The 22,567-nt window shown below is 61.5% G+C and carries 14 protein-coding genes and 1 pseudogene; 2 read left to right on the top strand and 13 right to left on the bottom strand.

Annotated elements, in window-relative coordinates; all coding sequences use genetic code 11:
• Nucleotides 1-18: 18 nt before the first annotated feature.
• Both ACR0LW_RS05885 and ACR0LW_RS05880 read left to right on the top strand, forming a co-directional pair.
• Nucleotides 19-2,226: a protein kinase domain-containing protein gene (locus tag ACR0LW_RS05885; protein WP_480584204.1), complete on the top strand. Its 2,208-nt coding sequence runs from the start codon at nt 19-21 to the stop codon at nt 2,224-2,226.
• Between the two features lie 8 nt (nt 2,227-2,234).
• Nucleotides 2,235-3,470 carry a hypothetical protein gene (locus tag ACR0LW_RS05880; protein WP_480881888.1) on the top strand — a complete coding sequence of 412 codons (1,236 nt, stop codon included), beginning with the start codon at nt 2,235-2,237 and terminating at the stop codon, nt 3,468-3,470.
• Here the strand turns inward: ACR0LW_RS05880 and ACR0LW_RS05875 are convergent.
• The 13 genes and pseudogenes from ACR0LW_RS05875 to ACR0LW_RS05815 form a co-directional block, all read right to left on the bottom strand.
• The gene (locus ACR0LW_RS05875) at nt 3,467-4,189 is read right to left on the bottom strand and encodes a protein phosphatase 2C domain-containing protein (RefSeq protein WP_170622539.1); all 723 of its coding nucleotides are present in this window, start codon (nt 4,187-4,189) and stop codon (nt 3,467-3,469) included. The genes ACR0LW_RS05880 and ACR0LW_RS05875 overlap by 4 nt on opposite strands.
• Nucleotides 4,186-4,872, bottom strand: coding sequence for a type VI secretion system-associated protein TagF (tagF, locus tag ACR0LW_RS05870; protein ID WP_480881887.1), 687 nt, complete (start codon nt 4,870-4,872; stop codon nt 4,186-4,188). Before tagF ends, ACR0LW_RS05875 begins: the two co-directional genes overlap by 4 nt.
• On the bottom strand, nt 4,872-8,444 hold the full coding sequence (gene tssM / locus ACR0LW_RS05865; RefSeq protein ID WP_480881886.1) for a type VI secretion system membrane subunit TssM: 3,573 nt from the start codon (nt 8,442-8,444) through the stop codon (nt 4,872-4,874). Before tssM ends, tagF begins: the two co-directional genes overlap by 1 nt.
• The gene (gene icmH, locus ACR0LW_RS05860; RefSeq protein WP_480881885.1) at nt 8,444-9,892 is read right to left on the bottom strand and encodes a type IVB secretion system protein IcmH/DotU; all 1,449 of its coding nucleotides are present in this window, start codon (nt 9,890-9,892) and stop codon (nt 8,444-8,446) included. Before icmH ends, tssM begins: the two co-directional genes overlap by 1 nt.
• 98 nt (nt 9,893-9,990) lie before the next feature.
• Complete coding sequence (tssK, locus tag ACR0LW_RS05855) at nt 9,991-11,331, bottom strand: type VI secretion system baseplate subunit TssK (RefSeq protein WP_480881884.1); 1,341 nt, start codon at nt 11,329-11,331, stop codon at nt 9,991-9,993.
• Between the two features lie 39 nt (nt 11,332-11,370).
• Nucleotides 11,371-12,837 carry a type VI secretion system-associated FHA domain protein TagH gene (gene tagH, locus ACR0LW_RS05850; RefSeq protein ID WP_480881883.1) on the bottom strand — a complete coding sequence of 489 codons (1,467 nt, stop codon included), beginning with the start codon at nt 12,835-12,837 and terminating at the stop codon, nt 11,371-11,373.
• A 10-nt stretch (nt 12,838-12,847) separates the two neighbouring features.
• Complete coding sequence (locus ACR0LW_RS05845; protein ID WP_480881984.1) at nt 12,848-13,057, bottom strand: PAAR domain-containing protein; 210 nt, start codon at nt 13,055-13,057, stop codon at nt 12,848-12,850.
• A 101-nt stretch (nt 13,058-13,158) separates the two neighbouring features.
• Complete coding sequence (locus ACR0LW_RS05840) at nt 13,159-13,770, bottom strand: DUF6931 family protein (protein WP_170630624.1); 612 nt, start codon at nt 13,768-13,770, stop codon at nt 13,159-13,161.
• A 12-nt stretch (nt 13,771-13,782) separates the two neighbouring features.
• The gene (locus ACR0LW_RS05835; protein WP_170622531.1) at nt 13,783-15,915 is read right to left on the bottom strand and encodes a type VI secretion system tip protein TssI/VgrG; all 2,133 of its coding nucleotides are present in this window, start codon (nt 15,913-15,915) and stop codon (nt 13,783-13,785) included.
• Nucleotides 15,916-15,949: 34 nt separating this feature from the next.
• Complete coding sequence (locus ACR0LW_RS05830) at nt 15,950-19,114, bottom strand: type VI secretion system contractile sheath domain-containing protein (protein WP_480881983.1); 3,165 nt, start codon at nt 19,112-19,114, stop codon at nt 15,950-15,952.
• An 810-nt stretch (nt 19,115-19,924) separates the two neighbouring features.
• Nucleotides 19,925-20,425, bottom strand: a pseudogene (tssB, locus tag ACR0LW_RS05825) (type VI secretion system contractile sheath small subunit); the annotation flags it as partial.
• Entirely contained in the window at nt 20,418-21,275 is an 858-nt protein-coding gene (locus tag ACR0LW_RS05820) for an ion transporter (RefSeq protein ID WP_170622529.1), read from the bottom strand. The gene ACR0LW_RS05820 and the pseudogene tssB, both read right to left, overlap by 8 nt.
• 58 nt (nt 21,276-21,333) lie before the next feature.
• Nucleotides 21,334-22,551 (bottom strand): hypothetical protein, encoded by a 1,218-nt coding sequence (locus ACR0LW_RS05815; RefSeq protein ID WP_170622528.1) that lies wholly within the window; start codon nt 22,549-22,551, stop codon nt 21,334-21,336.
• Nucleotides 22,552-22,567: the final 16 nt, after the last annotated feature.

Genomic DNA, 22,567 nt, shown 5'->3' with positions numbered 1-22,567 from the left:
AACAAGACTGAGGGCAGTATGACTGAATCCCGCGCAGGCGACCTGTTTCAGCCGGGCGATCTGGTGAACAATACCTATCGGATCGAAGCCATCCTTGGGCGGGGCGGTACTTCTGACGTCTATCGGGCCCGCTCGGAAATTTCCGGGCGGCTTGCCGCGCTGAAGGTGCTGAAGGCCGAGTTTTCCAGCAATGACGACTATCTTGTCCTTCTGACGCGCGAGGAAGAGATCCGCGACATCCGCCACGATGCGGTTGTCCGCTATTCCGAAAACAACCGCACCGCCGATGGCCATGTCTATCTGGTGATGGATTATGTCGATGGGCCGGGTCTGGACCAGAAGCTTCGCGAAGCTCCGATGCCCGCCGGTGACGTTCTGACCGTGTGCAAACGCGTGTGCGAAGGGCTGGAGGCCGCCCATGCCCGCAATATCGTCCACCGCGACCTGAGCCCCGACAACATCATCCTGCGCGACGGCGACCCGGCGCAGGCGGTGATCATCGATTTCGGCATCGCCAAAGACACCAATCCCGGTGCTGAAACCATCGTCGGTGGCGAGTTCGCCGGGAAATACGCCTATGCCGCGCCCGAACAACTGTCGGGCAAGACCGACCAGCGCACCGACATCTATTCGCTGGGCGCGCTGCTGCTGGCCAATTTCCGCGGCCAGAAGGCCGATGCGGGTCGCAACCTGCTGGAAGTGGTCGAAAACAAGAAAGAGCCTTTGGATACCGAAGGCGTGCCCGAGCCGTTGAAATCGATCCTCGACAAGATGACGGCTCCGAACCCGGATGATCGGTACCAAACAGCCGGAGAAGTGTTGCGCGCCCTGGCCACGGCCCGCAATGGCGCGCCCGCACCGGCAACGGATGATCTGGACGATGCCACGGTGATCAAACCGCGCGGCGAGGCGGTCGCGCCGACCCCCGCCCCAAAACCAGCCCCCGCCTCCACCCCAAAGGCCGAGGTTGCAACTCCGAAACCGGTACAGGTGGACGAACCGACAAAATCTCGCGGCTGGCTGGTCGCGGTGTTTGGCGTGCTTGCCGTCGCAGGCGTCGGCGCAGGCGGGTATTTCGGCGGGGTCTTCGACGGGCTGACCGGGCCGCAATATCCCGTTGCCGCGCCCTATACTCTGGTCGCCGACAAGCGCGACGGCCTGCCGCCGCGCGCCGTGGGCTTTGTGCCATCGGAAACCGTGCGCGACGCGATGACCGGCGAGATCACCGGCGAAGGGGGCGAGGTTGATCTGACGCTGGCCTCGGGCGACATCTCGGACAGCTGGGGCACCGCCGTCGTCGATGTGATCGACGCCGCCATGCCGCTGGACGAATGGCGGCTGGTGGTCGAGGGCAATCAGGCCCGCCTGACCGGACAAACCACCGATCAGGCACTGCATGCGCAATTGGAACAACTTTACTCGGCCGGTCTGCCTGCCGGGTTGCAGGGGTCGGCCGAAATCGAACTGGAATCCCTGTTCCTGTCCCCCGAGGAGGTCCGCCCGATCCTGTCAGGCATGGCCGATTGTGGCGCCCTGACGCTGGTCGACGTGCCAACCGCCGGATATGGCCCGGAAACTCCTATCGAAGTCAGCGGCACCCTGGCCTCGCGCGACAGTCTAGTGGGTCTGGACACCGCCCTGACCGCGCTGGCCGGGCCGCGCCCCATCGATCTGGATCAGGTGGCGCTGCTGAACCCGAGCCTGTGTCTGATCGAGAACTTCCTGCCCTCGGCTCCGACCAGCGATATCTCGATCGCCTTCTTCAACGGCGAACAAAACAACGCCCCCAATCCGACCGGCGATTTCATCGTTGGCCAGAACCCGGTGATCGACGTGGACCTTCCGGATGATGTTCAGGACGGCTATCTGTCGGTGTCGGTGCTGGATGTTTCGGGCAATGTGTTCCACCTGCTGCCCAACGTCATCCGCCCGGACAATTCCATTGCCGCGCTGCGCGACGGGGATACCGGGCCGATGTCCGTACGGGTGGCCTATTCCATCCCCGAAAGCCAGGACAATGGCGGCATTGCCTTTCAGGTCGATGACAGCGCCTTGGGTAAAAGCAAGGTGATCGTGCTGCACACCGATAATCAGCTGTTCAACACGATGCGCCCAACCACCGAGTCCGCTGCCGGTTACGCCGAGGCGCTGCGCGAACAGGACCGCAATGTCGAGACGCAGATCCTGTCGCTGGACAGCCGCATCCTGACGACCTTGGAGCAGTAGGCCGCGTCATGCCCTGTTTCTGCAAATCCAATGCCGCGACGCTGCCCGGTCTGAACGCAACGGCCAACCTGTCGGTACAGGCGGTGCCGCCGCAGATGATGAAACTGCTATCGCTGCTGGGCCTGCAGGGCACAGCCAGCGGACAGGCGCGCGCGGACCTCAAGCTGAACGCCATGTTGCCCGCGATGACGCCGGACATATACCTCAAGGCGACGATGAACGCGAAGGCGCCCAACATCGCCCTGCCCGCGATCCTTCCGCCCGGTGGCGGTGGAGCGATTTCGCTGATGATGAAACTGGCGGCGACCGGTTTCCCCTTGGCGGACCCGCGCGCCTTGCTGGCCGAAATCCAGCAAGCAGTGCTGAGCCTTGCCGCAAATGTCATGCCGCAGGCGCAGGCCATGCCCAAGATCCCCGGCCCGCAAATGCAGAACATCACGCTGGCCGCCAAGATGACCTTGGCGCTGCGGGCACAAGGTATCTGCCCTATGGCGCTGGCCGGGCTTGATTATTCCTTTGAATCGGAAATGGAACTGGGCGAGGCCGGAAGCTCTCGGGGGACCTGCTCGGCGGCGCTGAACTTTGCCGCCTCGCTGCCCCGGATCACGCTGCCGCCCTTTGCGCTGCCACTGCCCAAGCTCAATCTGGCCAAGGAACTGGCGCTGCTGGCCCCGGCGGCAACCGCGCCGGGCGATCTGGGCCTGCCGGCCTTCTCGGACCCGAATCTGATGAAGGCGCTGATGGGCCAGTTGGCCGCCCTGTCCACGGTGCCAATCCCCAACCTGCCAATCTCGCTGGACGAGTTGCAGGCGCTGGCGGATCAATTGTCGGACCTGGCGACAATCCAAGAGGCATTCGGCCCCGACGCCCTGACGCCCGCTGGCGTGGCCCGGATCAATGCGATGCTCAGCTATGTGGCCCGGTTGAATATTCCCGTACCGCTGGACGCGCAGGCGCTGCAAATGCAACTGGACGCCCTGCCCAAGATCGACGACATCACCCAAGGCGCACAGGCGGCGCAAAGCGGCGCGGTGAACATGGCCATGTCCATGAGCGTTCAGGCCCCGCCCATGCCTGTGCTTCCAACCCTGCAATCCCTTGCGAAAATGGCAAAATCCCTGCCCGGTCTGCCGCTGGGGCCATGCAACGCCTGCAATTTCGACATTGGCGCGATCAAAGACAGCATCGCGGGGATGCAACTGCCCTCGCCGCCGCCGATCCCGGCGTTGCCATCTGTATTCTAGAGAATATCCACCACCACAACGGTGATATTGTCGGCCCCGCCACCATCCAGGGCCACCTGCACAAGCTGGTCCGAGACCGTCTCGATCGGCATTTCCGACAGCGCTTTTTGCAGCATCGCGAAAGTCGCGTATTTGCTGAGGCCGTCCGAGCAGATCAGGAACCGGTCGCCCGGCTGAACCTCGCCCCGGACCTTGTCCAGCTCCAGCTCCTCACCGACGCCAACCGCGCGGGTGATGGCGTTGGATTGCGGGTGTTGCTCGGCCTCATCCCAGGTCATCTGCCCGGCCAGAACCAGCTCGGCCACGACGGAATGATCTGAACTGAGCATCTGGATCTCGCCCCCGCGCAGCAGGTAAATCCGGCTGTCACCGGCCCAAAGCCCGACGAAATGCCCATTGGCCAGCATCAGGCAGGCCACCGTGGTTCCGATGGTGCCGCCCCCGCGCGCCGCCGCTTCCTGCCGGATCACTGCATGGGCACGGGTCAGCGCGTCGCGCAAAGCGCCCAACCGATCCGACGGGGCCAGACCGGGTTGGATCGAGGCCACCATGTCGGCCACCAGACGGCTGGCATAGTCACCGGCCTCATGCCCGCCCATGCCATCGGCCACCAGCCACAGGCTTTCCTCGGGCAGGGCCAGCACTGAATCTTCGTTGACTTTGCGCTTGTGACCGACATGGCTGCGTGCACTGTACCGAACGCGGTGACTTGAATTCATATTGGTCTTGCCTCGGTCCACAATGCGGCGTGAAGGTTGAACAAGCCTTGCATGTTTGCCCCAGCCGGTAAACCTTCGCAGACCATCATCCGCGGGACGCCACCGATTTCCGTGCTCCAAATGCTGGGAGTGCGATATCTTTGCGACATCAATCCGGCGGCAAGATCGGGCAGCACGCTGTCTGCGGCCTCGCCCCGTGTCAGAACCATGGTGCTTTCATACCCGCGGATCGGCGCCGTTGGTTGCTGCACCGGCACTGTCAGTTCGGCCAGGCTGCCAGCCAGCTTGTCGCGTGTCATGTCATCTTCAAGCGCGGCCAAAGCGATGTCTTCCAACTGGCGAAAGGTCTGATCCGTGCGGAAATGGGTCAGGATCGCCGATCCCTCGTTCGAGACCGGGGCCACCAGCGTCAGCGGAAACCGCCGCCCGACACTGTCTACCGACGGCATCAGCACACCCAGCATCTTCTGCGGCCCGCTCAAGCCCGGCGACAGGCAAAACCGCCAGATCGGCGCAGACATGTAATGCGCATCCCACGCGTCGCCCATCACCTGCGAAACCGCCAGCATGCTGCGCTGAATCCATTCGTCCCATGGCTGCACAAAAGCGGGTGAGACCCCAAGCCGGAAGAAATCCCCGACCGAGGGCATCTTGCCAAATGCGCCGAACCCGTCCGCTGGCATCAGAACGACTTTGGACAGCTGAAGTTCTGCAACGCCGGCAGCGCAAACGGGTTGATCACCGAGCCCGATTGCAGCTGAAAGATCGCGATCCGGCCACCGACGTTAAAGATCACCTTCTTGCGGTCCGACACATTGGTGCGCCGCACCTCGGCTGCGTCCAGCAACCTAAACCACGCCCATGGGCCGTCCTTGGACAACACGCTTTCGATATTGCGCTTTTCCGGCTCGAAGCTGACGCGCGCCAGCCCGACCGACCCCGGCCATGTCACCGCCAGGGGCGAGGGCAGCCCGCCGCGATGGCGGAATTCCAGCGACTGGCCATCAATCTCAAGTTTGACGCCCTTGGCCTTGGGATCCAGCGCCTCGGGCATGATCTGGAACTGAATCTGCGGCTGCGGACCACCGGCAAAGAACGCCTCTTTGATCTCGGCGGCGTTCTGGAACTGGGTCAGAACGGCCTGACTGATCCCCAGATCGGCCTCGTTCACACCCGATTTCCACGACCATGGCCGCGTGCGCATATCCACATGCTTGGCCAGATTCTCGTTGAAGAAGTTGTCGATCAGACCTTGCGGGCCAAACAGCTTGCCAAAATCGCCCATCGCCACATCCGCACCGGACCGGCGATTGAACGGATAGCGATCCGTCACCACCTGCTCGCAGAACGGCAGAACCGAGGCCTGCCAGCGCGCGTTGATCGACGACCGTGTGCTGTCCGAGGTGATCCCCGAGGACCCGTCGATGATCTGCACCGCCCAGCGTTCCATCGGGCCGGGAATGCGCGCGGCCTCTTGCTGGAACTGCTGCAAGGCTTGACCGGTCTGACCGTCCGAGACGCCGCTGAACGACATCTTGTTCAACTCCTGATACACACCCGTCAACGACCCCATCAGCAGATCAAGCTGCGAGGGCTGGCCCTCTTGCTGATCCACCAGATCATGCAGCCAGCTAAAGCGATCCTCGACATATTGACCGGGGGCCGCCACAGGCTCGGTCACGCTCGCACCGCTGGTTTTGGCCAGCGCCTCCAGCAGAATCTGCGTCTGGACCGAGGTGGCCGATTGCAGCTCCAGGCTGGCGGCGTCCGACAGCCCCTCGCTCAGCGCATCCGTGTCACCCAGAACCGAGCGGGTCTCGGTCAGCTTGGTCTCGTCCGAGATCGAATTCAGCACATTCACAATCGGCGAGGTGGGGCCGGACAGAACATTGGTCACTTCGACCGCGTGGCTCAGGCTTTCCATGGGCACGATATCGATATCGCCCAGCATCGCGTCATAGCGCGCGATATAGTCGTTGTAATACAGGTCAAGCACGTCCCGGCTGAGCGCGGCCAGCGCCTGTTCGGTCTGTTCCGCCTCGCCGCGCGGACCCAGAACCCAGCTTTCCTTTTGCACTCGTTTGGCAACACCAACGGCCTCGCCCACGAAGACGTTGTTGAACCCGTTATAGGTAAAGATGCCTTCAATACCGTCATTCAGCGGCTTGCCAGAGGAGCGCACCAGAACCCGGCCCACGGCAGGGCCGCCAACCTCGGTAATCCGCCATTCGGGCAGCGCGGTGGCGGCGGGGCTGGAGATGATGCCGTTATAAACCCGCTGCGCCAGCGGCAATTCGGACAGGATGCCTTGAATCTGCTCGACCATCGGGCCGTTCAGCGCGACCTCGCGCATCGGCTGGCTCAGCAACGCGTCCAGATGATCATTCAGATCGGCCCGGAACTCTTCCCGCGCCGGACCGGGGAACGAGACCGTCCAGTCGATATTCATCCATTCCTTGACCAGATCCTGATTCATCGGTCCCTGCAGGCCCAACATCAGATAGACCTTGAGCGCCTCATACAGCACATCCGCGTTGTTGATATTAGCGCTCATCTGCTCTTCCAGACGCAGCAGCAGACGCGGCAGGAAGCGCTGGTTCAGTGCCGCGCGATAGGTCTGCGCCGCCTGCGTCCCGATCACGTCACCCTGATACAGACCATAGGTCAGGCGCGTTTCGGGGTCCGGATCGGACAGGGTCGGGTTGGCGGGCAGATCGCGCAGAGTGTTCAGCGCCTGCACCACCGGCACCAGATCGGTGTCGCCTACCGGGCTGGGCGGCAGGGTCGCGGCGGCGGCCTGATAGGCGGACACACCCTTTTGCGCCTCGGCAATCAGGTCGGAATTGCCCATGAAGCTGCGCACCAGCAACGCACCAACGGTCGCGGCGGCCACAACCGTCGCCGCCATCGAGGCCCATTTGGTGATCTTATAACGCCGCTCGACCTTGTCATCGGCACTGACCAGACCGGCCTCGCGGAAAATCACCTGATCGAACAGACGGGTCAGGAAATAGGACCGACCCGAGCCCTGCCCGGACCCGATCGCCTGACGTCCGATCCCGAAGGTGCGCGCCATGCCCAGCATCAGCCGGTCAATCGGCGTGCCTTCTTGCGTGCCAGAGGTGAAATAGACCCCGCGCAGCATATGGCGGTGCTGATATCGGCTGTCCTGAAACACTTCGGTCAGGAACTCATGCGCCACCTTGCGGACCGAGGCGACCTGCATCGGGAAGCCCGCAATCAGCGCGCGGCGCTGCGGGTCGGTCTCGGTCTGCATCCGCTCAAGCGATTGCGCGTTCAGACGGCCCAGAAGCTGGGCGAACTCGTCATCGAATGCCGCGACCGGCGATTGCTCGGATTTCGACTTGTCCAGCGGCAGGGTAAAGCCCCAGACCTGTTCGCGGTCTTCTTTGCCCAAGTTGTCGTGGAATTCGGCAAAGCCTGCGATCAGGTCGGCCTTGGTGAACAGGATGTAGACCGGGAAACGCACGCCCAGCTTTTCACGCAACTCCTCAAGGCGGCGGCGCACGGCTTTGGCGTGTTCTTTCTGGGTGATCTCGTCCTGCAAAGACAGATCGGACAGGGAAATCGCAATCATCGCGCCGTTGATGGGCTGGCGCTTGCGGTATTTTTTCAGCAGGTTCAGGAACCCGATCCATGCGGCATTGTCGACCTCGGCATCGCTTTCCTGCGTGGTATAGCGCCCGGCGGTGTCGATCAGCACCGCGTTTTCCGTGAACCACCAATCGCAATTACGCGTGCCACCGACCCCGCCAATGGCGGTCTTGCCCAGCTCATCGGCCAGCGGAAAGTTCAGGCCCGAGTTCACAATGGCCGTGGTCTTGCCCGCCCCCGGCGGACCGATCATCACGTACCACGGCAATTCGTTCAGATGCCGCCGGCCGTTCTTGGACTTGCGCAGCGCCGCCATCGCGGTTTTCAGCTTGCCGCGCAGCTCGGCAATCTCGCTGTCGATCATGTCGCCACCATCGGCGACGGATTCCGTGATCTCTTCGGTCAGTTTCTTTTCGCGCCTGCGCCGGATGAAGAATATGGTCAGCCCGATGATCAGGAAGATCAGATAGATCACCCCGCACCAGATCAGGCGCGTGCCCGTACCGTCAAGTGGGCGCCACTCGTCGGACCCGATCAGCGGGCCGAAATAGAACAGGCTGAACGACAGCACCGTGGCCGTGAAGAACAGCACGGTGTAGATCGACAAGAACACGTATCTCAGAATTCGGCGGAAATACATCAGTTCTCCTCCTGAACCAGCAGGACTTCGATCCGGCGGTTGGTCGCGCGGCCTTCACGGGTTGAGTTATCGGCGATGGGCTCGCTATCGGCCCGGCCTTCGGCGCTCAGGCGGTCCGGGTCGCCCATCTCACCCGCCATCTGGTTCATCACCGATTTCGCCCGCGCCAGCGACAGCGCAAGGTTCGACGGGAACCGGGACGAGCGGATCGGCACATTGTCCGAATGCCCCGCCACAATGACCGAGCCGGGTTCTTCATTCAGGGCCACAGCCACCCGACGCACCGGTTCGCGGAACTTGTCCTGCAAATGGTCCGAGCCCGAGCCGAACATGCCCGAGCCTTTGATGCGGATGATCAGCGTGTTGCCCTTTTCAAAAACCTCGACCAGCCCTTCGTCGATCTCGGGCTGCAGGAAGGCCACCACCTTCTCGACCTGCGGCTGCGCCTGCGGGGGTGGAGGCGGCGGAGGCGGTGCGCGGCGCTGCAACTCGGCCACCGGACCTGCATCGATCACCGACATCTGACCCACCAGGTTTTCGGTCTTGTTGGACAGCAGGAAGGACAGCCCGCCAAACTCAATCATCAGCAGCAAGGCGGTGACGCCTACGGCGATCCAGACCGGCTTCCACATGCTGAGCGCGCGATAGGGTTTGTCGACCCCTTCCCAATGCGGGGACAGGTCGCGTTCAATCGCACCGCGCTGGCCGCGGATGATCCGGGCCAGACCCTGCCGGATTTGCAGATGCTTGTCCGAGCCACCCTGTTCGACGCGCAAACGCCCCTCGAACCCCAGCGAGAGGCACATATAGACGAATTCCAGCAACTCGATATTGTTGGCCGGGTCCTGTTCCAGACGCGCCAGAAGGTCATAGAAGCGGTCGCCGCCCACAGTTTCGCGGTGGAAGGTACCGACCAGAGACTGCGTGGCCCAACTGGATTGACCGCCCCAGGGCGTGTTCAGCACCACATCGTCCAGCGTCGCACACAGCGCATAGCGCGCCACCTTGACCGTCTGGGCCGCGATACCCGCCTGTAGGGCAGCGTTTTCGAAGGAACGCACCTCGGCCACGACGCTTTGGCGCAGCTTGTCGGGGTCCATATGCTGGGCACGGTTGCGAATACGGCTGATCAGAGAAAACAGCGGTGCAGCACAGGCGTTCAGCCGGTTCATGCCGGTGGTCGCCACCTCTTCGCCGCCGCCCGGCGCGGGCCGCGATTGCTGGGGCTGTGCCGGGGGCACGCCGTAACCGGCACCAGCGGGTGCAGCAGCAGGTTCCGGCGCAAGCGACGGCTGCGGGATCTGCATCGGGTCCGGATACCCCGCCGGTTGCTGAGGCGCAGCAGGCTGTTGCGGCGCACCGCCCGCCTGACGCCGCCCGCCCGGATTGGGTCGGATCACCGTCTTGTCGGTATCGTCCGGTTCGGCGAAAGGATCTTTGTCGGACATCGTTTGACCTGTTTCCTCAAGGCTTCCACGTCACAAGTGTGACCCACTTGGGAAGCCCTATCAAATTGTTTCGGCGCAGCCAGTGATCGCGTTCACTCTTACTGGTTGCGGATCGCCCAAAGCTCCATCTGCAGCCCCGGATACTGACCCGAGACATGCACTGCGATCCCGCCCGAGGTTGTCATCTTGCCCCAATAGGGGCTGGCTGCATCCAGCTCGAAATAGACGACGCCGGAATGATAGGGGATCTGGCGCGGCGCAACGGGCAGCGGGCGCAGCGTGATCCCCGGCAGGGCCGAGTTCACAAGCTGGCGGATTTCCTCGACCGGGCCGGTTTTGGCCTGACCTGCGAAATGCCGCCGCACGTCTTCGGCGGGGATGTCGGCATTGACCGCCAGCACGAAGCCCGCATTGCCGATCAGCTTGCGGTCGGCAATGACACCAACACTGATACCGTATTTTCGTGGCTCCAGTGGGATCGAAATCGCCGTCTGCTCCAGAACCGAGCTGAGGTATTGGCGCAGGGTGCGGATCACCGGCGCGAAGGAGTCCGTCAGGTTGTCATGCTGATAGGCCGGGAATTGCACGGCCTCTTTCTCGGTGCTCATGAAGGTGGCCAGTTCACCGGCCAGCGAGGCGCAGACGCGGTAGGCGTGTTCGGGATGCACATTCTCAATATTGGCGAAATGGCGCACCAGCGGCAGGTTGCGGTTGATGGTCATCAGCAGCAGGAAGTCCGAAATCTCGGCGGCACCCTTCGCTGGTCCACCTTCGGACAATCGCCCGGCCAGCGCCTGCATCCGGTGTGACAGCATCCCTTCCAATTCGTTCATGAACCCGGCCAGCGCGGGGGCTGCGCGCACATCCAGAACGGAGGGGATAAAGCCGCGATCCAGAATGATTTCCTTATCGGGGCGCACCTCGATGATCTTGGCAATTGGAATGGCCAGCTTGTCGGCCAGATCATCCACCGCCAGCGCGAATTGCAGGCGCAGCTTGCCGATGCCCAGCGTCACCGGCTTTTTCTGCTGGCTCATCACGTCAGTGATTTCCTGCTCCGCCGGGCGCAACCGGCTGACCGATTGTTCGGCCCCGCTCAGATCAACTTCGGACGCACCCTGCCGCCGCTGCGGAACCGTAAGGTAAACGACGCAATCCTTGATGGTTTCGGGCACTTCCAGCGCGGGCGGGTGGTCTTCGGCTTGTGGCACACGAAACACTTGCCCGTCCGGGGTGAGCCCCGAGCAGGATTTCAGTGCAAACTGCCCAACCTTCAGAACCTCGTCATCGATCTCGAGCGCGCTGACACCCCAGGCATAGGGCGTGACGCGCCGCGCAAGGCCCGCCACCAGCGCCTCGGTATACCGATCCGCCTGCTGGAAATGATGGGGTTGCAGAAACAACCCTTCGGTCCAAAGCACCTTGCTGTCCCAGGACAATGGCTGCCCTCCCTTGTTCTTGCCGCCCTGATCGGGGCGTTATTTCAGCTTTTCCAGCTGTTCTTTATATGCGCGCGCGAATTCCCGGCTAAAGAGATCATGAAAATCGTTCTCTGCCTGATCCGAGATTTCAGCATACATCTTTTCATATACTTCCCAGTACTGGGCCTTTTTACCCTTGAAAAGTGACCCAAGTTTGCCCGAGCCTTCGATTTTTCCCGCCAGCACCTCGGGGTCCAGCCGGGCCAGCACGCCCTTCAGCGCGGCTTCCATGCCGGTGACCATCGCAACCTCATGCGCCTTGATGTCGTTCAGCGCCTGTTCGGTGGCCTCTTCAGCGGCCAGATAGCCTTTGACGCGCGGCTTGACCAAAGCCTCGATGGCCTGTTCCGGGCTGATAGAAAATTTCAGCGGGTTGTTCCCACCGGCGCTGATCATGGTCTGATCAATGCGGAATTCCGACTTGATCGAGGTGCGGGTCATCAGGATTTCCCGCAACCCCGTGATCATCGCACGCAACACGCGGCCCATGCGGCCCATCGTGGCGGGCAGATCGGCGTCGTCGATGCGCAGGTCGTCCACCTCAAGCGCCTCTAACAGTGCCCGCGCGGCGGCCTGATCACCTGCGGCCACAGGCGCAGGTGTTTCAGGCTTTGGCGGCTCCGGCGCAGGCGCGGCGGGGGTGGGTGGTGCAATATCAGCCTGACCGCCGGGCGTCGGTTTCGCGGGTGGCGGAGGCGCGGGTTCCGGCGGAGGGGCCGCAGGTTGCGGCGGCTCGGGCGCGGCAAACGGGTCCGACGGTGCGCCGCCCGAGGGTGACAACAGATCGTCATCATCCCAGTCATCGGGGATCAGGTTTGCCCCGCCTCCGGATTGCGGTGCCGAAAACGCATCGCTGGCCGAGGGGTTATGCATCGGATCGCTTGCGCCCATATCCGCGTGTCCGTCCTTGGGCTTGGCAAAGAACGGGTCATCATCGTCCAACGGCGGCAACAGCTCGTCCATCGGGTCGGGCGTTGCAATCTGCCCCGGCCCCTTGGCATCGCCACCCAGCAGGTCATCCAGAAAATCCCCGCCCGGCCCCGCATCGTCCAGCAAGGCCAGTGGGTCCGGCGCGTTCTGGGACTGGCCCGGAGACACCCCGGCCTGTTGCATCGGCTGCGGGATCATCTCCTCGAAAGTGGGCAGATCGGCCCCGATCTCGACCACCATCTCATACCCGCCTGCGGTCAGCACGTCGCCATTGTTCAGCGGCGTCGGCGTGCGGCCCAAGGGGATTTTCGAGTAGTTCAGGAACGTACCATTGGTCGACAGATCGACGATCACCACGTTGCCATTGTGATCCTCGATCACGAAATGGCTTTTGCTCAGCGTGCGTTCGGGGTCCGGCAATACCAGATCATTGGCCGGGCCACGCCCGACGGTCAAAGAGCCCCCCTGCATCGACACCGGGCGTCCGTCGCCCGGCACAACGCCGGTGGATTGGAATTTCAACGTGACCGTCATGCGTTTGTCTTCATCCTCCGACCAGTACGGTAGGGCAGCACGGCGGTATGATAAGACCGCCACAGGCGCAATTATCTGTAACCCGCGCCGCAGGAAGCTTGCTGATCAGCACAGTTGCAGACCCTTTGACAATCGGATGCGGGAAAGCGGGCGTGGCCAGATCCGACATACGCGCCGCAGGCAGTTTGGACACCAGAACTGTAGGGCAGCAGGGTGGCATGATCGGCATCGGAACCGGCGCAGGAGGCGGCGGCGCTGGCGGCGGGGCCGGCAGCGTGCACAAATGCATGTCAGTGACGCGGGCTTGTGGAAATCCCATGTCTACTCCTTCGTCTCCAGACCGCCTTCCGTGCGGTCCAGCTTACCATTCCCACCCCGAGCAATATCGACGCCGCGATCAATCAGCAACTGCACATAGGCATCAAAGTCATCTTCGTGCATATCCATTGCAACAACATTCATCGCAAATGCCATAATCTCGGCCGCGCCGGGCGGCGCTGGCATGGTTGCCAGATCCCCGGTGCCCAGCGTTCCGTCCGAGTATAACACGCCCATCGCGCAATTGATGGTCTCGTCATCGGGTTCGGCCAGATCGATCGTCTCTTCGGCCTTTTCGCGGTTCTCGGGTGTCGGGCGGAACACCCACTCCTCAGACGCGGCCAGTGACGGTGTGTTGTTGTCCGGCGCTTCGCCGATATAGTCGCGCGCGGCCAGACAGGACCACCAGACCCGTTCCCGCGCAGGCAAGGCAACGCCCAGCAGGCGCAATATGTCGACCACCGCGCCTTTTTCCTCAAGCTCGGTCAGCACCACGTCCAACGGCGCGCTGGCGGGCGCGTCCAGCTTGGTGGCCAGCCGCGCATGGGCATCCGCCAGCATCCGCGCAGCAGGGACCTGAGGCACCTTGGCCATTCCGGCAAATCTATCGCTCATCACTCGGCCCCCTTAGTTGATCATTGTCAGGCCGCCCTTGAGGGTCAGCATGGCATCGCCATTTACCGTGGTCATCGGGCTTTTCGCATCAAGCTTGGCATTGGCCTGAACCTTGATCATCGTGCTTTTGATCGTGATGCTTGTCGGGTCCAGTTTGATCGATGAGCCGCCAACCTTCAATTCGATCGACTTCATGGCGGTCATTGTGATCTTGCCCATTTTGGCATCGACCTTGATGTCCCCCATCTTGACCGTCGTGGATTTGTCGCCCTGGCTGACCTCGGTCGTCAGGTTGCCTTGCTTGATCGTCTCGGCATGGTTGCCGGTCACGGTGCGGGTGGACTTCCCTTCGATGGTTTCGGTCTGGTCGGTCTTGATACTGACTTTCTGGCTGCCGGTTTCGATGGTGAAGGTGTGATCGCCTTCCTTGATCGTCTCGTCCACGTTTTTCTTGACAACCTGGCTCAGACAGCCATCACCGCCATTGCCGCCCACATCCAGCTTGTCATAGCCGACCGTGATGGTGGATTTGTTCTTGACCAGTTTCTCGTGATCCTTCTGCGCCTGAAAGCGCACGAGTTCCTCGCCCTTCTTGTCCTCGAACATCAGCTCATTGAACATCTCGGCGCTACCGCCTTTCGAAGACCGCGTCTTGATGCCCGACTGGGTCTGATTGGCGGGCAGAGCGTAAGGCGGCATCGTATCGGCGTTATACAGCATACCGGTGCAGATCGGCCGATCCGGGTCGCCTTCTTCAAACTGAATCACAACCTCCTGCCCGATCCGGGGAATGCTGACCATGCCCCAGTTCTTGCCGGACCACGGGGTCACAACGCGGACCCAGCAGGTGGTGTTTTCGTCCTTCTTGCCTTCGCGGTCCCAATGGAACTGCACCTTGATGCGGCCATGCTTGTCGGTCCAAATCTCCTCACCGCTTTTGCCGGTGACAATCGCCGTGTGCAGACCCGAGATCTCGGGCCACGGCGTCGTCAGGGCCGAGCGATACTTGACCGATTTCGGCTGCGCGTCGAACTCGACCATGAACATCTCGCCGCTATCGTCGGGGAATTCCAGCGCACCGGTGTCCAGATCCTTTTCGTTCTTTTCGAACCCGTAACCTTCGGTGGTCTGCAGATAATAAGTTGCGCCCGTGATCAGGTAATCATCGTTCTGATCCTTGTCAGGATGCTCCTTCAGCGTAAACGTCCGTCCGACCTCCATCGCGCGGACCGAGGCGCGCGCCCGGCGGCGGTCGAACCGGGCATCTTCAGCCTCCATCCGCACCTGAGCGCGGGTCGTGCCCAGTTTGGTTTCCTTGTAGTAATGCCCCGGCGCGTCATACAGCTCATGGCTTTTATGGTTGTGCGTGGCCTTGGTCTTGGTATTTGCCCGCACTTCCAGCTTGGCGTTGGGTGTATTGAAATCGAAATCCCGCAGCGACACGACACCCGGCACGATCTGCTGGGAACTGGCCCACTCGGACACGCAATCCGACAGGCGCTGCTTGTAATCGTCACCCGGTCGGTATTCGACCGACGAGTCCCCCTCGATCGGCTTATGGGCCGAGACATCGTCGCACAGCACCAGCGTCTCAAGCTTGTCTTCGGCCTTTGAATAGTCGAAGTAGTAATAGATACCCTCTTCCTGCATCAGGCGCGAGATAAAGTCGAAATCCGTCTCGCGATACTGCACGCAATATTCGCGTGGCTGATACGTCGCGCTGAGGCTTTTCTTGAAGTCCGAGAACCCGTATTCGCCAAAGATCTGCTCGATGATCTGCACGGCAGTCTTTTCCTGAAAGATGCGGCTGTCAGTGGTCTGATCCAGCATCCAGAACCAGGGCCGCAGTTCGACCAGCAGCTGCACGAACCCGTCCCGCAGCGCCAGACGTTCGACCCGCACGATGGTACCGGTAAACTTGCGCTCGGCCCCTTCTGCGGCGGCCATATGGATGGTCATGATCTTGCCCAGCAGCTTGTCCAGCGCGATGGACTTGTCAGGCGACAGCACCTCGACCTGAATATCCGTCAACTCACCCAGCTGTTCGGTCACGATGGCGCGGCGGATGACCAACTCATCCTCGTCATACGTATATGACCCGGTGATCCGAAGCGGCCATTCCTTGCTTTGCAAACTCTCAGCCATTTACCGTTCCTTCCACATCTTGTTCGCCATGCCGTCACAGATCAGCCAGCAAGGCAGCCAGTTCCGGGTCCATTTCTTCGTCGTCTTCTTCATCGTCGTCGTCATCGCCAAATCCGGACAGGAAATCGTCCAGATCGCTGGTCTCACCATCGCCCAGATCCAGATCAAAATCGTCGGTCCCAAGATCCAGCGCGTCATCGCCGCCCAGATCAAGATCATCCGAGTCGTCGCCACCCAGATCCAGATCGAAATCATCCGCATCAGGCGTTTCTTCTGCCTCGGGCTCGGGCGGCACATCGGGCGAGGGTTCCGGCACCGGCACGCCAGTCCACGGCCCCAGGATTTCCTGCCCCGCCACCGAGTTGAACGAACCCAGCCGGATCTCATCGCGACCCTTGACCGACAGCACCGGCATATAGCCGCGCTGGACCGAGTGTTCGTGTTTGTCCAGCGTGATATTGCGTTCCGTGCAGGGCAGCGCCACCTGATCGCCATAGCGGTCGTTTACATAGTGATAGGGCATGCCCCCAAGGCTCATGACCGAGCCCAGTTTCATCGCCTTGCCATTCTGCTTGAACGAGCGCGCCAGCAGGATCGTCACCAGAACCGCCGGGTTGGCCCAGAGCATGCCGCGCAGGCCCTCGGTCTCGGTGAATTCCTCGAAGTCGAACTCGTAGATCGGTTCCGACTTGGCGCCATAGGGCCGGCGCAGCAGGAACCGGGGTGAGGCCAGACCCACATGCCCCGCCTCGGGCATGGCGCGGAATGTATCCCAGGCTTTGACCACCAGCGGGTGCCGGTCCTCTTTCTTGATGTCCAGATACGCCGGGGTAATGGCGCTGAGGAAGGGTGCATCCACATGGGCCGCGACCCGACCGATCCGGCCCAGCAGCTCGGCATGGGGCGGCGTTTCCTCGAACGTATAAAGCCCGATCATCGCCGAATATCCGCCGCGCCCGTTTTCCTCATCCAGCGGTTCTTCGGTCAGCAACCGCACCAGACCGGTCTTGGCCAGATCTTCTTCGGCGGCCAGATCGGCAGCGATTTCCTCGGCGGACACATCATACAGGATCACATCCAGCGTATCGTCATCCTCGACACTGCGGGCAATCAGATCGAGGCTGCGCCATTGCGCCTCGACCGACTGGAATTCCGGGTGATGCAGCACCATCCGCATCGCCGCACTCAGCGCCTCATCCACCGCCGTCTGCATGGCGCTCACGTCCGGGCTGGGCAGCTTGCGGATATGCGGGCCAACCACCCGTTTCAGCAGATCATCCACCGGCGAGGCTTGCGCCAATTCGCCCGAAGTGTCCCCAATCAGCTTCTGAAAATCGCTCAGCTTCAGGTCGGCGCGCACCGTATTGCCCCCCGAGGTCTTGCGTGGCGGCACCACCGCCTGCCCAAATTCCTCACCCCAGGCAATCAACTGCTTGGCAGCATGATCTGCCGTCGCACCCGAACTTAGCTGGCTTTTCAGGCCCGACAGCCCGTCGAACAACTCGACCTTTTCATAAAGCTCATCGGGGTGCAGGTCGTCCAATTCGTTCAGCTTGACCTCGATCCCGGCCCCGTCCTTACCAATCGGCAGCACCAGCGTTGTGGCAAAGCTTTCGATCACATCCTCGACCGTATCGGGGTCCAGCAGGATCGGTTTGCGCGCGGCCAACGCGTCCCCGGTTTCGATCTGCCCCCGCGCCGAACGGCCCGAGAAATCGCCGAATATGGCAATCCGGAATCGCGTACGCCTGAGACGTTCCGGGTCCGGCCGATCCGCGCTCATCCGCCCAAAGGCAAGCTGCGGTTCGCCTGATTGCTCGGCTCCTTCCGTGTCGGGCGCGGCCTCATCCGACTCCCCGCTTTCCGCATCATCGCCACTCAGCAGATCGTCGAGGTCCAGATCCAGATCATCAGCCGTTTCGGAGTCATCCCCCGCCGGCGTGTCATCATTGAATAAATCATCCAGATCGAGGTCCAAGTCGTCAGCATCACCCTCGGTCGTGTCTTTATCTTCCTCGGACGGCGTATCGTCATCGAACAAATCGTCCAGATCGTCCGCGTCATCCTCGGCCGTGTCGGCGTCATCATCGGACGATGCGTCATCACTCAGCAGGTCGTCCAGATCGAGATCCAGGTCGTCGGCATCATCCTCCGCCGTATCGGCATCATCATCGGACGATGCGTCATCACTCAGCAGGTCGTCCAGATCGAGGTCCAGATCGTTCGCATCATCCTCCGCCGTGTCGACGTCATCACCCGACGGAGCATCGTCACTCAGCAAGTCGTCCAGATCGAGATCCAGGTCGTCGGCATCATCCTCCGCCGTATAGGCGTCATCATCGGGCGGAGCATCGTCACTCAGCAAGTCGTCCAGATCGAGGTCCAGGTCGTCGGCATTATCCTCCGCCGTATCGGCATCATCATCGGACTGTGCATCGCCGCTCAGCAAGTCATCCAGATCGAGATCCAGGTCGTCCGCATCATCCTCCGCCGTATCGGCGTCATCACCGGACGGTGCATCGTCACTCAGCAAGTCGTCCAGATCGAGGTCCAGATCACCCTCATCACTCTCAGTCTCTTCTTCGCTCTCGGTGTCGCCGGTCAGATCGCCCAGCACATCGTCGAGCGTATCACCGTCGTCGGTAACCTCTTGTGGCGCAGCGTCGGAGAGATCACCCAATATGTCATCCAACTCATCCAGCTCATCTTCGGCGTCCACCTCAGGCATTGCCGCAAGGACGTCGTCCGAAGATGTACCTTCCTCGTCCTCAGGAGCAGCGTCGGCCAGATCGCCCAACAGATCATCCAGATCGGTGTCGTCATCAGCCACCTCATCGGGTGCTGCGTCCGAAAGGTCTCCTAGAATATCGTCCGAACCGTCCTCTTCCTCGGCAGCCTCAACCTCCGGAATGGTCGCAAGAACATCATCGGCTGACGTATCCTCTTCGTCCTCAGGCGCAGCGTCGGCCAAATCGCCCAGCAAATCATCCAGATCGGTGTCGTCTTCCGTTTCCTCAGGCGCGGCATCCGTCAGGTCGGACAGAATATCCGAGTTGTCTTCCTCGATCGTTTCCGGCGCATCAGGGATCGAGGACAGCGCGTCTTCAAGCTCGGCACCGGCGTCGGCCTCTTCCGGGGCCGCATCCGCCAGTTGTGACAGAATATCGTCGCTTTGGTCGTCTGCCTCTGCTGCCTCCATTTCAGGCAAGGATGAAAGGGCGTCGTCCATGGATTGATCTTCGGGCGTATCCTCGGGGGCTGCGTCGGCCAGACCGGCCAGAACATCGCCGGATGAGTCCGCATCCTCGGGCAGGTCAATCTCGGGCAGGGACGACAGGGCGTCATCCGTCGCCTTGTCAGGGGCATGCTCAGCGGGTGCGGCATCGGCGAGGTCAGCAAGAACATCCGCCGAGCCGTCCTCCTCCTCCGAAATCTCAACCTCGGGGACCGAGGACAGGGCGTCTGCGGCCGAAGTATCCTCGGGCGTGTCCGTCGGAGCGGCCTCAGCCAAATCGGCCAGAACGTCTGCTGAACCGTCCTCCTCCTCCGACACCTCAACCTCGGGGATCGAGGACAAGGCATCTGCGACCGAGGTATCCTCGGGCGTGTCCGTCGGGGCGGCCTCGGCCAAATCGGCAAGAACATCCGCCGAGCCGTCAGATTCTTCCGACGCCTCAACCTCGGGGATCGAGGACAGGGCGTCCGCGACCGATGTATCCTCGGGCGTGTCCGTCGGGGCGGCCTCAGCCAAATCGGCCAGAACATCTGCCGAACCGTCCGCCTCTTCCGACGCCTCAACCTCGGGGATCGAGGACAAGGCGTCCGCGACCGATGTATCCTCGGGCACATCGTCCGGAGCCGCCGCCGCCAGTCCCGACAGGATGTCATCGGACTGATCCTGTTCCTCAGCAGTTTCCGTCTCGGGCAGCGAGGCCAGCGCATCCTCGACAGACGTATCTTCGGGCGCGTCTTCGGGGGCCGCGTCGCGCAGGGCGTCCAGCGTGGCCTGACTGTCCTGCTCGGGCACCGGGCTGTTGGCCAGCGCGCCCAATAGCGCCGGGTCGGCCAGGATTTTCTCGATCAAGGCCTCAGCCCCGGTTTTGCCGTCCATATAGGCCATCAGCGTGGACAATTGGGTGCGCGCCTCAAGCAGCTTGCGCAGCGGCTCGATCTTTGAGGCGATCTGGGCCGGGGTGAAATCGGCCATCTTTTCAAAGGTCAGATCAACAGCCAGATTGCCCTCGCCGGTCAGCGTGTTGGGCACGGCAAATTCGACCCGCGGGGCCATGGCCTTCATGCGGTCGTCGAAATTATCAACATCGATCTCAAGGAACTTGCGGTCCGACACCGACGGCGTTTCCACGGTGGATTTGCCGGACAGGTCGCTCATCACCCCCATGACAAAGGGCAGCTGAACCTTTTTCTCGGCCCCGTAAAGCTCGACATCATATTCAATCTGAACGCGGGGCGCGCGGTTGCGCGCGATGAATTTCTGGGAACTGTCAGCCATTGTTCTGCCCTTTTAAGTCGGCCACTTCACGGCGCAGGGCCCGGACCTCTTCCAGCAGTTCCTTAACGCGCTCATCGACGATATCCGTCTCGCTGCGCACCAGTTCGCGCAGATGTGAGAATTCTTCGACCGACTCGTCCTCTACCGCCGATTGCATGGTGTTGACCAGCAGACCGATGAACAGGTTCAGTACCGAAAACGCGGTGATGACGATAAAGGGCACAAAGAAGATCCAGGCGGTCGGGTGCGTCTCCATCACCGGGCGCACGATGCCCATCGACCAGCTTTCCAGCGTCATGATCTGGAACAGGGAATAGAGCGAGCGGCCCAGCGTGCCGAACCATTCCGGGAAATCAGGCCCATACATCAGCGTCGCCATGACCGCGAAGACATAGAACACGATCGAGATCATGATGATCACCGCACCCATGCCGGGCAGCGCGTCCAGCAATGCCTGAACCACGGCGCGCATCTGCGGGATGACCGACAACAGGCGCATCGCGCGGATAACGCGCAGCCCCCGCAGGGCGGACAGACCATCGCGGTTGGGCAACAGGCCCAGGGTCACGACCACCAGGTCGAAGATATTCCATGCGTTTTTGAAGAAACTCAGACGATAGGCGTAAAACTTGACCAGCAGCTCGGCCACGAAAACGCCCAGCACGATCTTGTCGATCACCACAAGAACATCGCCGATGCTGGATTGGATTGACGCGGACGTGGACAGGCCCAGCGTGATCGCGTTGAAGATGATCACGCCCAGAATGGTGTTGGTCACGGCCTTGCGCTCGACAAATTCGCGCGCGGTGTCGCGGAGCGTTTCGCTCTTCTCGATACCGGTCTCCAACACGCCCTCCTGTCACATAGGCACCGGGCGCAGCATCCTGCACCCGGCGCGTGTTTTTGTCTTAGCCGACGACGTCGCTAATGCCTTCAACCAGAGTAATGACACCCTTGACCGAGGTCACCATCTCTTTGGCCTCTTTCAGGACGGTCATTTTGTCCAGTTTCTTCAGCTTGTCGATGATGGCGGTGTCATCCACCTTCAGGCCGTTGCCTTCCATCAGCGCTTCCATTTCGGCCAGGAACTTCTGACGTTCTTCCAGCTTGGCGGCCATGGCGCTGGCCTCACGCTTGACGGCCATACATTCGGCGCCCAGCTTGATGCCTTCCTTCAGCGTTTTCTGGGATTTCGCGGCCTTCATCAGCTTGTCAGCGGCCTTGCCCAGCGAATCCACCTTTTGACGGGTCTTGGTGGTGTGCTCCCGGTACAGCTTGCGCTTTTTGTCCGAATCCTTCTGGTAGGACTGATAGCCCTTGATCGCAAAATCCATGATGTCCTTGGCGATGGCCTTCGGATCGCGGCCCTTGGTCACCTCGTCGCCCATGGCAACGGCTTTGGCGGTGAACTTCTTGATCGCTTCCATCGGCTTTTTGACCGAAATCCCCGATGTGTCGGTGATCCCCTGCCGTTCCGCCGCCTGCATGATCGACGTACCGCGCAGCGTGATATATTTCTGGATCGCGCTGTACAGATCCTTGCGCAGCGCCTCTTCGCCCTTCAATTGCTGCTGAACCTCTTTGCCCAGATCATACACCTGCTTGACGATGGTCTTGTAGGCCATGACATCTGCGCCCGAGGTCGCCACCAGCCGGGTGATTGCGGTGCCGATCTTGATCACACCTGCGGTCACTTTCAGCGTGGTCTTGACCCGCGCCTCTTTCAGCAGCTTGTCTTTGTTGGCCTCAACCTTGATCTGCTTTTCGATCGCGACATTGGCCGCCCCTTCCGCAGACCTCAGCGCGTTCAAGATCATCTGGTTGGTCGCCTGGATCATCTTCTCGGCTTCGGCCTGAGCTTTCGGACCCGGCGTTTTCATCAGCTCGCCGACTTTCTTGTCGAGCTTGACCGCCTCTTGCGTGATGACCTTCTCGTAGCGTTCCAGCTCTTTCATGCCGGTCGCTTCAAGACGCTTCAGCGTGGTCGACGGGACCGGACCCTTGGCGGTGACGTCGAATTTGACGTCAACGCGGTAGCTGGGGATTTCGATATATTCCAGTTTGGGTTTCGACCGGATCAGATCGACGACATAGAATTTGTGGGATGTAACTTCTTTCTTGGCCATTTCAGCGTTCCTCCGC

This window comes from Ruegeria sp. N4 (assembly GCF_056531425.1).
The sequence above is the reverse complement of the archived record's forward strand: the minus strand, read 5'-3'. Positions and strand labels throughout refer to the sequence as shown.